Source organism: Peribacillus muralis (genome assembly GCF_001645685.2).
GTDB classification, from domain to species: Bacteria; Bacillota; Bacilli; order Bacillales; family DSM-1321; genus Peribacillus; species Peribacillus muralis_A.
This window is the reverse complement of record NZ_CP017080.1, coordinates 3,723,388-3,736,788: the sequence shown is the minus strand read 5'-3', so window position 1 is coordinate 3,736,788 and position 13,401 is coordinate 3,723,388. Positions and strand designations below refer to the sequence as shown.

The following is a 13,401-nucleotide window of genomic DNA, read 5'->3' as shown; positions in this document are numbered from 1 at the left end:
CCTTTTCCACTATGTCAGCCTTTTTTTAGCATGTTGACGATTTCCTGCGCTTTTTCTAACGCTACACCCTCGATGAGACCGTTATTTTTCCGCACGGCCGTACCGAAATGATAGTAGCCCGTATTCAGTTCCGAAGATATAGAAAGAATGTTATCCTTATTCAGCCCGCTTCCTACCAATATCACCATATTGCCGCAGACGTCTTTCATTCGCTGGATCGTCTGTATGCGGCTTGGTAGATCTCCGTGTCCTCCAGAGGTCAAAATCGTCGTGATTTCAGGATAATGAGCTAATATTTCCGCTGATCGCACGGGGTCAGGCGTATCATCGATAGCTCGGTGAAACGTGATCTCCAAGCCGGCACATTCCGCTATCAGCTCCTCGAGGTATCCTCGGTGGATTTCATTTCTTTCATTTAATGCACCTAACACGACACCGTTCGCGCCCAGTGAACGTATGGTCCGGATATCGTTTTTCATGATAGCGAGATCCTCTTCTGAATAAGAAAATGATTGGCTATGCGGCCTTACCATCACGTTGATTGGAATGTTTACAGCACGGACGGCAGCTTCAACCAAACCGTGACTCGGAGTTACGCCTCCTTCTGTTAAAGAACTGACCAGCTCGATGCGATCTGCACCTGCTTTTTCGATTAAAATAACATCTTCAATGGTCGTGGCAATGAATTCAATGTACATGGATTGGATTTTCCTTTCCTGCTCTGCTTTTACATGCAACTGTATGTATATGATTATTAAAACCATTAAAAAGCGTAAAGTCAATCTCATCAAAATTTCTTCATGAATTATGAAACGAAATGAACATTCAAACGTATAAAAACAGACTATATGAAAATGAAACTTGGATGGAAGGCAAGGTCATGAACGGATCAACACCATAACGGAGGTTATTTAATTGGATAAAGAAGGTAAGGAAGTAACGAAATCAAAGTTTTACAAATTAGGAATGGGCTTCTTGATCATATCCCTGCTCACCTGGATCATTCCGGTGATCGCGCCTTTTACCCCATTATCGGCTGCGGGCAAGGCCGGGGTCATAACGGGGGCAATCGTATTCGCTGAAGTCATGTTTTGGGCGGGGGCGCTTTTGGTCGGCAAGGAAGTCGCAGCAAAATACAAAAGTTATCTTAACCCGAAAAACTGGCGAAAAGAAAAAGGATGAATATTGTGGAAAGGTGAGTGAGCGTTGAAGATATACATAGGCTTGGACCTTCAGGAGGCTTTCCAATGTTAATTCGTTCGTAAGGAAGCTGGCTTGGATTACTTATAGCTTCAACATCGTTGCTCGCTCGCGAAACAGTATGCGACGGGTTTGATGAGTCAAATCCATAGTCACCCAATGCCTCGTTCGAATTTGTGCAGCATGACAATTCCTATTAAGAAAGCATCATTAAGCTGATCATGGAAGGCAACAGATACAAAAATGAAGCTCCGTCAAAACTTTGACGGAGCTTTTATTCGTGCATGTGAGTACAATGGCCTGACAGTAATACCTCGAAGTGATGGTCTAATGGCTTGTTTTCTCTGGTGCATTTCCTTTTGTTCGCCTTTTTGCACTGAATTCCTCATGGGAATATATAGGTTGTCTCTTGAGTGAAATCGCGGAAAACCCGGTACATACTAGGCTGGACTAACCATCGTAATCTAATTTCCTTAATTAGGGAATTTATCACTTGTAAAAATATGACAAAATCGTAAGATGGACAGTGTAGAAAATTTGTAAAGGGGATGAGTGAAACAATGAAAAAGATGGTTGTATGTTTTTCGTTTTTAGCCGCTTTCTTAGTCGCTTTCGGCTCACTGGATTCTTTTTCCGGCAGGGCGTCAGCAGAAACCCACAACTATGATGGAAAAAGTCCTTACTATAATGATTGTGCCGATAGTGCCGTGACCAAGAAGTCTGTGAAGATCAATGCGAATGGCGCCACTGCCGATTTGGAGCTGAAATTCAGCAACACCTGTAAAACGGCATGGGCGAAAATCACATTAAGCAGGCCTGCAAAATCGGATGGCGAAGCAACTGCATTGGTTGTCCGCAGCACCGATAATAAGCAATATAGCTGTGCTTCTCCCGGAGGAAATGGTGAGATCAATAAAGGTCAAACGACATGCTATACCCCCATGGTATATGATTTAGATCCGCGAAAAGCGAAAGCGGTCGGTTATTGGCCATATACAGCCGGTGAAACAGGCTGGTATTAAGGATACTTGATTCGAAGAAAGGATGAATGCATTGAGTATATGTAAAATGATCGGTTTATCACTCCTGATGACATTTTCCCTGTTTTTTCTCGATTTCATGGTCATCGGTAATGAACAAGCTTTGGCAGAAACGCATAATTATGATGGAAAGAGCCCTAACTATAATGGGTGCGCAAACACGGCGGTAACGAAGGATAAAGTATGGATTGATTCCGTTTCGTACGTAGAATTGAAGTTCAGCACAACTTGTAAGACCGCCTGGGCGAAGGTCACTGTCACCCGTCCAGCTGTCTATAATCATGAAGCGGATGCCAGAATCGTCCGCAGTACGGATGGGAAGGCCTACACGTGCGAAAGCTCCGAAGGGAACGGCGTTGTCAACAAGGGCCAGACATCGTGCTATACACCGATGGTCTATGGCTTGGATCCAAGAAAAGCTCAGGCCCAAGGAATACATGCGATCCCCAATAGCGATGCATATAATAAAGCGGTGACCATCTGGTTTTAGGGGCAGCAAGCGGCAAGAAAGCATCCGGATGATCGGATGCTTTCTTTAGTCAGGGAAATCATTTTCTCGATTTTTTGCTTCCAGTTGAAGTAAATATTGTTTCATCTCCGTACCGCCGCGGTAACCGGTAATGGCGCCATTCTTTCCGATGACCCGATGGCAGGGCACCGTGATCAATACAGGATTGGCGCCGATGGCCGTGCCGACCGCCCTTACGGCTGTTGGTCTTTTGATGAGATCAGCAATATCGGAGTAGGAACAAGTCGTACCATAAGGGATTTGCTTCAATGCCGCCCAAATTTCTTGTTGAAAGGGAGTTCCGCTTACATCTGCAGGAAATGAGAAGGTTTGCCGTGCTCCATTGAAATATTCTTGCAATTCTTGAATATAAGGTTTTAATGCTTCTGGATTTTCGGCAAGCTTGGCCTTGGGGAAGCGTTTCTGTATCCATGCGAACAGGTCCTGATCTGATTGGCCCGGTGAACCTACATAGCAGAGTCCGTTCTCCGTCTTGGCGATATATAATAACCCACCCTCATACCGGAGGACAGACCAGTCAACGTTGTGCATCTTATTCACGCTCCTTTTTTGCTTTTTTACTGTTATTTTTGCGATAGGCCATTGGTGTAATGCCCATCTTCTTTTTGAATAATGTCATGAAATAAGGAACGCTGGAGAAACCTACGGCCAAGCCTATTTCTGCCACAGGCTGCCCGGAGCTTTCGAGAAGGCTGCATGCTTTTTCAATTCGGAGGCGCTGAACGTATTCATTGGGCGTCATCCCCATCACACGCTTGAAGGATCGTTGTAAATGATAGGGACTTCCATGGGAAATATCGGCGATTTTGTTCAATGTGAGAGGCTCACAGAAATGTTTGTCGAGCCATTCGGCTATATGTTCAATCCATTCCTCTATCGGCAGATTCAGTCCTTCCGGTTTACATCGTTTACACGGCCGGAAATCCTCCTCCAGAGCCATACTGGCATTTTTGAAAATCTTCACGTTTTCCTTATTCGGCACCCGGGATTTGCAGGAGGGCCTGCAAAAAATGCCTGTTGTCTTCACTCCATATAAAAAATGATCATCATACGCTTCATCACAATCTTCGATGGCCTTCCAATAATCTTTAGGAATGTTCGGATGCACCATGCTCACCTCTCCTTTAGTATACAAGAAAGTGAAGAGGTGCAAACAAGACGATAATATAAAAGCAAGATAACGTAATTAAATTTGGTTATATTTGAATGATGAAAGGCTTTTTTATTTTATTTGTGGAAATGAAGACATTGCTGCATCTGTGCAATTAGCGGAAGGAAATGTTCAGCAAAAGATATTGATATTCAAGAGTTCGGATATACACTGGAAGAAACGAAGGTTTATGGTAAGGAAATGGTGGCGATATTTCGATGGACAACGATCGATATGCTTCATGATCGGGGATGGGAGTTATGTTATGTTTCGGAAGTTTATTATTAAGTTCTGAACAAGGAGGAGTATGAATGAATAAGACCTGTCATGAATGGACCATCCAGGCACCGAATGAATTTCGCTTTACGGAAAATCTTAAATACCTATCGAGATCCTCCAATGAATGCTTATTCAATATTATCGATCAAAAGATCTATCGTGCCTTGGCTTTCGAAAACGAGAAACTTTTAGTGGAAATCAGTGCGACGAATGAAACGGAGCTGCACGTTCGAATTCCAGGCCGGTCAGCACCAATCGACAAGCCTGTTTTGGATGCTGTTTCCACATACATTCGTACCTGGTTCGATCTAGACACAAATCTTCTGCCATTTTACGAGCTTGCTAAAAACGACCCTTTATTGCAAAAGCCAGTCCATTTATTCTTCGGTTTAAGGAACATGGGCATCCCGGATTTATTTGAAGCTATTGCCTGGGGAATTCTCGGACAGCAGATTAACTTGACGTATGCTTATACATTGAAGCGGAGGCTAGTTGAAGCATTCGGCGAACGGATTGAATATGAGGGGAAGGATTATTGGCTATTTCCGACGCCTGAATCGATAGCGGGATTAACGGTAGAAGATCTTTCCGTCATGAGGATGACCGTGAAGAAATGTGAGTACTTAATTGATGTGGCCCAACTGATGGCGAAAGGTGAACTTACGAAAGAAAAGCTGCTGCTAGCAAATGATGTAAAGGCAGCCGAAAAAATGCTTACGAAAATACGCGGAATTGGTCCATGGACGGCGAATTATGTACTCATGAGATGCTTGCGGTTTCCAGCTGCATTTCCTATCGATGACGTCGGCCTGCATAATTCCATCAAGCTGGTCCTCCAAATGGAAGTAAAACCTACAAAAACGGAAATCCAAACATGGTCGCAAGCCTGGTCTGAGTGGGAGTCCTACGCAACATTCTATTTATGGAGACTGCTTTATTGAAAAATCGAAATGATACAAAAATTCGCAGATAAAATAGCGTAAAACGTCGATATATTTCCAAATTCGCAGATAAAATAGCGTAAAACGTCGATATATTTCCAAATTCGCAGATAAATCAGCGTAAAACGTAGATAAATCTCAAAATTCGTAGATAAATCAGCCAAAACGTCGATTTCTCTCCATTTACGGATTCTTCATTAAGTGCCCATACAATCTCGGTTGATATATCATACGTTATATCATTCAATCAGATAGGGGTGAATGACCATGTATGTGTATCCGACGTATCATTATGAAGATCAATCGTATCAAGATCGAGTGTTTCCTGAACTACCTGGTTTCCCAGGCTTTCCGGGCGGGCCGCAATTTCCGGGTCAACCGGGACAGTCTCCGTATTCGCAAGCACCGACAGCCCCCCCGCCATCGTTTATCCCGCAGCAGCAACAAGCTTCAACATTTGCTGTAGATCCTGGGGCGATTTCGTTTTGCTTATTCAGGAATACGTTCATTTGGTTAAATAATGGGGGGAGTTTTTGGTATTACCCAATATTCGTCGGTCCGCGATCTGTGGCAGGCTTCAGGTGGAATGGGAGATTTTGGACGTTTTTTGGAATCGATACAAGACAAATTAGATCTTTTACCTGTTTTTGAAAAAAGGCTTAAAGGGGTTGCCGTCATGGGAACTCTTTTTTTGCTTTTCTCCAATTCGAATAAATCGGGAAGACCGATAAAAGCAGGACAACCCATAGGAAAGCGTTATTGAAGGAAATGCCTACTGATGATTTTCCACCTAGAGCGGTGAGCAAGCCGATTAGGAAAAGGAGGTACAAGATGGAAATCACTTGCTCTTTGAACTTCGCTCTATCATCAGCATGTCGATTTTTTTTGAAGAGAAGACTGAGATAAAAGCCGATCAAAAGGCCAAGAATTATTTTCGGCAAAACGATAGTAGGAAGAGTGTTTGGGAAAAAGTCGTAAACAAGCATAAAGGTAATCACGATTAAATACATGCGATTCAAGAAAGAAATCACCTTCTTTTTTGTTAATTATACCATGAGATACTGGGGTTCATCCTATGAATCATAATGTTCAAAATTTAATAGAAATGGTAAAATCATTATGCTGCAATATAATAGAATGAAAGAATGTGAAAATAGGGGATGCGGTTGAATATGAGGAAAGTATCACTGGAGACCAAGATTCTCGGGTTAGTTTTATCGTTGAGCCTTTTTTTGATACTTTTATTGGCGATCTCTTTTTCATATATGGAAGGAAGGCAAATCGCGAAGGATAAGGGCCAATTGGCTTTGGAGCTTTCTAAAACGATCAGCTTCATGCCTACCGTCACGGAGGCTTTTGAGACGGATGAACCGGCAAGTATCATCCAGCCGGTTGTCGAAAGGATCCGCAGGGAAACAGGGGCGGAGTTCATTGTTGTGGGGAATGATAAAGAAATGCGCTATTCCCATCCGTTGATATCTGAAATTGGGAAGCGGATGAAGGGCGGCGATAATAGCAGGGCCATCCGCGATGGTGAATATTATGTTTCCGAGGCAGCGGGCTCACTTGGTCTTTCGATTCGGGGGAAATCGCCGATTTTCAATAAGGAAGGGAAAATCATTGGGATCGTATCGGTCGGTTTTTTGGTCGAAGATGTTCGCGCGCAGATTTTCAAGGATCTTTCCAAAGAAATGCTTATTTCTTTATTGGCGATCATGATTTCGATCATTGGCAGTTACATGCTTGCTAGAAGCATACGTAGAGATACGTTAGGTCTTGAACCATTTGAAATCGCCAATTTATATAAAGAAAAAAATGCTGTGCTTCAGTCGGTCAAGGAAGGAATTCTCGCCATTGACCAAAATGGCCTGATCACCTCGATGAATCAGCCAGCCAAAAAGTTGCTTGATATTAAGGAATCCGTTCGCCATTTGAATGTGGATGGACTATTTCCGTCAAAGTATTTATTTGAAGTGCTAAGGTCTGGGGAGCCACAGGCGGATAAAGAAATTTCCTGGAAAGATAAATCGATTATCGTGAATTGTACGCCGATATTCGATAGTGAGGGTGTAAGCGGTGTTGTCGCTTCGTTTCGGGATCGAACGGAAATTGAGGAAATGGTCAATACCTTATCGGAAGTGAAGATGCATTCAGAGGATTTACGGGCCCAAACCCATGAATTCACCAATAAGTTATATGTTCTATCAGGATTGCTACAATTAGGGGAATATGATGAAGCGATAGATATGATTCAAAGCGAAACATCCGAGTTGCATTCCTTGAACCGGGTCGTATTCGAACAAATTAAGGATACGAAGGTACAAGCCCTGTTACTAGGCAAGATCGGGAAAGCATCGGAGAAGAAAATCAGCTTCGAAATAGATTCGCAAAGTTACTTGGAGAAGCTGCCCGATCATATAAAATTGTCTCAGCTTACTTTAATAGTAGGCAATATCATCGATAATGCGCTTGAAGCGGTTTCCGGCATGGACGAGCCGCTCGTGAAATTCTTCGCGACCGATATTGGGAATGATCTGGTATTCGAAGTGAGTGACAATGGAAAAGGAATACCTGAACAGGATATTTCCTTTATTTTCGATCGGGGCTTCACCTCGAAAAATAATGGAAGCCCGAGTGGGTATGGACTTGCGAATGCCGATCAGGTCGTAAAAGAGCTGGAAGGCATCATCGAAGTCCAAAGCGAGGACGGAAACACGATATTCACGGTGTATCTGCCTAAACAACGGAGAGGAGGGTAAACATGCTGAAGATAAAAGCCGTCATCGCCGAAGATGATTTCCGGGTAGCGGATATCCATGAAAAATTCCTGAAAGCCTTTGAAGAAATAGAAGTGGTCGGAAAAGCCGTCAATGCCAAAAAAACATTGCGGATATTGGAGCAAAAAAAACCGGATCTGCTTTTGCTTGATGTGTATATGCCGGATCAGCTCGGCACAGAGCTCCTTCCTGATATTCGAAAAAAATTCCCGAATGTCGATATCATCATGGTTACGGCGGCGACAGAAAAGGAACAACTCGAAAAAGCGCTCCACTATGGTGTCGAGAATTATTTAATTAAACCAGTGGAAATGAAGCGCTTTAACCAAGTCATCGGTGAGTATCTTAAGAAAGTCCAGCTGATGAAATCCAAACAAGAGATCGATCAGGATTTTGTTGATCTCATTTTGAAAAAGGGGGACGCGCTGCCGGAAAAAACGTACGAAGCTGCCGCCCTGCCGAAGGGGGTCGACGAAATCACCTTGACGAAGGTGATCGAGGTCCTCAAGGCAAACGATATCGGCTTATCGGCCGAGCAGGTGAGCGGTCAGATTGGCGCTTCCAGGACAACTGCGAGACGGTATTTGGAATACTTGATATCGGTAAAAAAATGCAAAGCCGAAGTCGTTTACGGAGTAGTGGGCAGACCGGAGCGAAGATATTATAAAATTGAGTGAACTTCACGATAAATGATCGATCTTATACACAATGGAAAATCAGCTAGTATGCCTGAAACAATGAGTGTTGAAAGAAGAAGCATGATGAAGGCATATGGAGCCACATCAACTCCCTTATTCAAGTGGGTTGATGTGGGATACACCAATCGAAGCGGAGAGTAACATTTTAAAAAATCGTTTATGTCACTTTCTTTACGTGTACTGCTATTGTTTTCCGACTATGCTTGAATTAAAGCGTGACAATAATCGGGCCATTTTTAGTAAGGATCATCGTATGTTCCATTTGAGCTACATAGCTTTTTTCTGTTGCATAGGTCCAACCGTCTTCTTTTTGATACACCTCTTCTTCAAAGGTTGAGATAAATGGTTCGAATGCAATGACCATTCCTTCCTTTAAAATTTCATTATCCCATGGATCATAGTAATTGCAAATATGGGCAGGTGCTTCGTGTATTTTACGTCCAACACCATGTCCTGTAAGGTTTTTGATAACGGTGAATCCATTTTGTCTCGCTGTTTCGAAAACTGCTTTTCCGATTCTGCTTTTTTTGGCACCCGGTTTCGCTTTCTTAAGACCTGCTTCAAATGCCTTTTTCGCCACGTCACATAATTTCGTTAATACTTCATTTCCTTCTCCTGCTACAAATGAAATTCCGGTATCTGCGAAATAACCGTTCTTTGAAGCGGATACATCTATATTGACTAAATCCCCTTCCTGAATAACCCGTTGACCAGGAATACCATGTGCCACTTCATCATTAACACTGATGCAAGTATAGCCAGGAAAATCATATTCACCTTTAGGTGCTGAAACTGCACCTGCCTTTTTTAAAAGTTCTCCGGCTATATCATCAAGTTCTTTGGTCGTTATGCCAGGAATCGATCTTTGTACCATTTCATCTCTAATGGTGGCAATAATTTTACCGATTTCCTTCAAACCATTAAAATCTGCTTCTGTTTTTGCAATCATTTTTTCCCACCTCATTAACTTTCAACATTTAGTAGCTATGAATATTAATTGTACCTTTATTTTCTCGAAAAATAAAAGCAATGTAAATTATACAGTATTAATCGGAGTTACCCACCCTTTTAGTGGCATAATGGGTGATTTCATTATCGATGCAACAACTTTCATGACTTACGGACCATTTTCACCTCTTGAAAATGGTGCGAAGGCAACTCCGTGAACACAATGAACACAATTAACAAAATAGTTTTAAAAAACAATAAATTGAAAACGCTTACAGGTGAGGCGTTTTCCGATACAATTTACTTATTAGAAGATGAGGAGTGATCATATGCTCGCTTTATTGGGATATTTGATGATTTTGGTATTTATGATATTAATTATGACAGGGCGACTTTCAGCCATGATAGCTTTGATTGCAGTACCAAGTGCCTTTGCACTGATCGGCGGATTCGGCGGTGAGATGGGTGCGATGGCGCTGGAAGGAATCAAAAGTGTGGCGCCAACGGGAATCATGATTTTATTCGCGATCCTTTTCTTCGGCATTTTGATCGATGCTGGCGTCTTTGATCCGATCATTCGAACGATTCTTAAGCTTGTAAAAGGAGATCCAGTCAAAATTGCCATCGGAACGGCGGTCCTGGCGTTGCTGATTTCTCTGGACGGAGATGGTACAACCACTTATATGATCACGATTTCCGCGATGCTTCCGCTTTATAAACGGATTGGAATGAAACCGCTCATATTAGCAGGTATCGCCGTTTCATCCTCCGGAGTCATGAACCTTCTTCCTTGGGGAGGACCGACAGCACGGGTGATGACCGCTTTAAAGCTTGAAATGTCCGAAGTTTTCACCCCCGTCATTCCTGCAATGATCGGTGGAGTCTTATTCGTCTTATTCATGGCTTATTGCCTCGGTAGAAAAGAAAGAAAACGGATCGGTATCATTGAAATCGATCAATCTGTTGCGGCCCAGCATGCGGCAGCAACGGAAGATGCTCATCTTAAGCGTCCCAAATTGATTATTTTCAACTATGCATTGACGCTGACCCTTCTTGTAGCGCTGATTATGGAGCTTATGCCTTCGGCGGTCTTATTCATGGTAGGTTTTGCAATCGCCATCACGGTCAATTATCCTAAGATCAGTGATCAAAAAGAACGCGTTGCCAATTACGCTGACAATGCCTTATCGGTAATTTCAATGATTTTTGCTGCTGGAGTCTTTACTGGTATTCTTGCCGGTACGGAAATGGTCGATGCGATGGCCAACTCTTTGATCCAGCACATTCCTGACCAAATGGGTGCACATTTTGCCGTCATTACAGCCGTCATCTCGGCTCCATTCACGTTTTTCATGTCCAACGATGCCTTTTATTATGGGGTACTCCCATTGCTCGCAAAAGCGGGAGCGGCTTATGGAATCGATCCTGCCTTGATCGGAAGAGCTTCCCTGTTAGGGCTGCCCGTTCATCTATTAAGCCCGCTCGTTCCATCTACCTATCTATTGATTGGAATGGTAGGCGAAGATTTCGGAGCCCTGCAGCGCACCTTCCTGAAATGGGCGTGCGGATCGACACTCGTCATGATCGTGGTCTCTGTCATATTGGGCATCATCCCCCTATAAGTTTTAAGAAAGAGGATTCCGTTCGTAAAGATGCGAATGGGATCCTCTTTCGTTCACTCCAAGTTGTAATTGACCAAGACCTGAATAAAACTGGAAAAATGAGAAACATTATGTTTGTCTTCCCTTCCGCGACAAAGTTAGTTTTATCTTTTATTGAATGCGGAAGGTACGTGATTTAAGATAAATGTAAAATATATTATTAATGAAGGGGAGAGAGTAAAATGGCTCACTTTAATATAAAGGTTGCAGTCCAGAAGTTCGGTAACTTTTTAAGTTCAATGGTCATGCCGAACATATCAGCTTTCATCGCTTGGGGGTTAATCACGGCCCTATTCATTCCATCGGGCTTCCTTCCAAATGAAAGCCTTGCCAAAATGGTTTCCCCGATGGTCACGTTTTTACTGCCGATTTTAATTGGGTATACAGGTGGTAAGCTCATTCATGATCACCGTGGAGGCGTAGTCGGTGCAATCGCGACAATGGGTGTCATTGTCGGATCTGACATCCCGATGTTCCTCGGTGCCATGATCATGGGACCATTCGGTGGGTATGTCATCAAGAAATTCGATCAAATGATCGAAGGAAGAATAAAAGCCGGATTCGAAATGCTTGTCAACAACTTCTCGGCCGGGATACTTGGCGGCTTGCTGTCAATTCTATCATTCCTGGCCATCGGGCCGGCTGTTGTCGTCTTTACAGGATGGCTTGTAGCAGGAGTCGATTGGCTTGTCGGTACAGGTTTGCTGCCATTGACGAGTATCCTGATCGAGCCTGCGAAAGTATTGTTCTTGAACAATGCGATCAATCACGGTGTATTATCACCAATCGCTCTAGAGCAAGCTAAACAAACAGGGTCTTCCATACTGTTCCTGCTTGAATCGAATCCAGGACCAGGTCTTGGCGTCCTGCTTGCTTATTGCTTCTTTGGAAAAGGAACGGCGAAGAGATCGGCACCAGGAGCTGTCATCATTCAATTCTTCGGCGGAATCCATGAAATTTATTTCCCTTACATCCTGATGAAGCCGATGTTATTTGTAGCGGTCATCCTTGGAGGCATGAGTGGAGTATTCACTTTAGTCCTATTAGGCGGAGGATTATTCGCGCCTGCTTCACCAGGAAGCATTTTTGCCATTACGGCCGTAACTCCGCATCATGCCAGCGCATATATTGCCAACTTTGCCGGTGTACTTGTCGCTGCAATCGTAACATTCGTTGTCGCTGCATTCATCTTGAAAACTGGAAAACAATCCGAAGAGAACATTGAAGATGCCGCGAAGAAAATGCAAGAAATGAAAGGCAAGAAAAGCTCCGTTGCCAATGTGTTCGCTTCAGAACCGGGAGCGCTGCCTACAAACGTCAGCAAAATCATTTTTGCTTGTGATGCTGGTATGGGCTCAAGTGCAATGGGGGCATCACTGCTTCGCAAGAAGGTGAAGGAAGCCGGGATGAATATCACGGTTACCAATACGGCGATCTCAAACATTCCTGCTGATGCACAAATCGTCATTACCCAGGAAGAGTTAACGCCAAGGGCACAAAACAAAGTGCCTAATGCTTATCACGTATCCGTCGATAACTTCTTATCAAGTCCTGAATATGATTCCTTGCTTGCGCGTCTTCAAGATGACGGCGCAGATGAGCTGCATGAGATCGTAGAAGATGCTGAAGAAAAGGTACCAGGCGTTCGTGAACATTCAATCGAACCGGGTATAGAGGAAGAAGAACAAGGTGCTGATGAATTGCTTCGTGAAGAAAATGTCTTCCTCAATCAAAAGTTTGCCAATAAGGAAGAAGCGATTCGCTTTGCTGGCAGGGCTTTATTCAAAGCAGGCTATGTTAAGGAAAGCTATATCGAAGCAATGATTGCCCGCGATGAGCTGACTTCAACCTATATGGGAAATGATGTAGCGATTCCACACGGAACAGAGGAAGCGAAGAAGGACGTTCTTAAATCCGGATTCACCGTTTTACAGATTCCTGATGGTGTTGACTTTGACGGCCAAAAAGCACGACTAATATTCGGGATAGCCGGTAAGGATGGCACGCATCTGGAAATCCTGTCTGGCATTGCCGTAACGTGTTCTGAAATGGAGAACATTGAAAAAATGGTCAAAGCTACAACCGCCAAGGAATTGATGGATATCATCAATGTAGAAAAAAATTAAATACTCTAAACCATGAATAGAAAAGCGTTTTACGCTTTTCTATTCAGTATTT

At 43.3% G+C, this 13,401-nt stretch carries 14 protein-coding genes; 9 read left to right on the top strand and 5 right to left on the bottom strand.

The features are described 5' to 3' along the window. Positions 1 to 14 precede the first annotated feature (14 nt). Complete coding sequence (locus ABE28_RS18145; protein ID WP_257390623.1) at positions 15 to 788, bottom strand: copper homeostasis protein CutC; 774 nt, start codon at positions 786 to 788, stop codon at positions 15 to 17. Between the two features lie 127 nt (positions 789 to 915). Between ABE28_RS18145 and ABE28_RS18140 the strand changes: the two genes are divergently transcribed. The 3 genes from ABE28_RS18140 (at position 916) to ABE28_RS18130 (ending at position 2,730) form a co-directional block, all read left to right on the top strand. Continuing rightward, a complete protein-coding gene (locus tag ABE28_RS18140) occupies positions 916 to 1,182 on the top strand; it encodes a transporter suffix domain-containing protein (RefSeq protein ID WP_373921294.1) in 267 nt (88 codons plus the stop codon). A gap of 578 nt (positions 1,183 to 1,760) precedes the next feature. Further along, a complete protein-coding gene (locus ABE28_RS18135) occupies positions 1,761 to 2,222 on the top strand; it encodes a YjfA family protein (RefSeq protein WP_083232135.1) in 462 nt (153 codons plus the stop codon). A gap of 67 nt (positions 2,223 to 2,289) precedes the next feature. Then, on the top strand, positions 2,290 to 2,730 hold the full coding sequence (locus tag ABE28_RS18130; RefSeq protein ID WP_257390825.1) for a DUF2690 domain-containing protein: 441 nt from the start codon (positions 2,290 to 2,292) through the stop codon (positions 2,728 to 2,730). A gap of 45 nt (positions 2,731 to 2,775) precedes the next feature. On the opposite strand, the gene ABE28_RS18125 is transcribed toward ABE28_RS18130, so the two are convergent. After that, a complete protein-coding gene (locus ABE28_RS18125; RefSeq protein WP_064465703.1) occupies positions 2,776 to 3,300 on the bottom strand; it encodes a methylated-DNA--[protein]-cysteine S-methyltransferase in 525 nt (174 codons plus the stop codon). A gap of 1 nt (position 3,301) precedes the next feature. Further along, a complete protein-coding gene (locus tag ABE28_RS18120; RefSeq protein ID WP_064465704.1) occupies positions 3,302 to 3,880 on the bottom strand; it encodes a bifunctional transcriptional activator/DNA repair enzyme AdaA in 579 nt (192 codons plus the stop codon). A 350-nt stretch (positions 3,881 to 4,230) separates the two neighbouring features. On the opposite strand from ABE28_RS18120, the gene ABE28_RS18115 reads away from it, so the two are divergent. Both ABE28_RS18115 and ABE28_RS24640 read left to right on the top strand, forming a co-directional pair. After that, positions 4,231 to 5,139: a DNA-3-methyladenine glycosylase family protein gene (locus tag ABE28_RS18115; RefSeq protein ID WP_064465705.1), complete on the top strand. Its 909-nt coding sequence runs from the start codon at positions 4,231 to 4,233 to the stop codon at positions 5,137 to 5,139. Positions 5,140 to 5,406: 267 nt separating this feature from the next. Further along, positions 5,407 to 5,790, top strand: a complete 384-nt coding sequence (locus ABE28_RS24640; protein ID WP_083232134.1) for a transporter — start codon at positions 5,407 to 5,409, stop codon at positions 5,788 to 5,790. 23 nt (positions 5,791 to 5,813) lie between these two features. Here ABE28_RS24640 and ABE28_RS24635 read toward each other — a convergent pair whose 3' ends face one another. Further along, complete coding sequence (locus ABE28_RS24635) at positions 5,814 to 6,158, bottom strand: hypothetical protein (protein ID WP_373921293.1); 345 nt, start codon at positions 6,156 to 6,158, stop codon at positions 5,814 to 5,816. A 153-nt stretch (positions 6,159 to 6,311) separates the two neighbouring features. On the opposite strand from ABE28_RS24635, the gene ABE28_RS18110 reads away from it, so the two are divergent. After that, entirely contained in the window at positions 6,312 to 7,898 is a 1,587-nt protein-coding gene (locus ABE28_RS18110; RefSeq protein ID WP_064465706.1) for an ATP-binding protein, read from the top strand. Positions 7,899 to 7,900: 2 nt separating this feature from the next. Beyond that, complete coding sequence (locus ABE28_RS18105; protein WP_064465707.1) at positions 7,901 to 8,593, top strand: response regulator; 693 nt, start codon at positions 7,901 to 7,903, stop codon at positions 8,591 to 8,593. A gap of 229 nt (positions 8,594 to 8,822) precedes the next feature. Here ABE28_RS18105 and map read toward each other — a convergent pair whose 3' ends face one another. After that, a complete protein-coding gene (gene map / locus ABE28_RS18100; RefSeq protein WP_064465708.1) occupies positions 8,823 to 9,563 on the bottom strand; it encodes a type I methionyl aminopeptidase in 741 nt (246 codons plus the stop codon). A gap of 328 nt (positions 9,564 to 9,891) precedes the next feature. On the opposite strand from map, the gene ABE28_RS18095 reads away from it, so the two are divergent. Beyond that, entirely contained in the window at positions 9,892 to 11,184 is a 1,293-nt protein-coding gene (locus ABE28_RS18095) for a CitMHS family transporter (RefSeq protein WP_064465709.1), read from the top strand. Positions 11,185 to 11,405: 221 nt separating this feature from the next. Further along, positions 11,406 to 13,349: a PTS mannitol transporter subunit IICBA gene (locus tag ABE28_RS18090; protein ID WP_064465710.1), complete on the top strand. Its 1,944-nt coding sequence runs from the start codon at positions 11,406 to 11,408 to the stop codon at positions 13,347 to 13,349. The last annotated feature ends 52 nt before the right edge of the window (positions 13,350 to 13,401 follow it).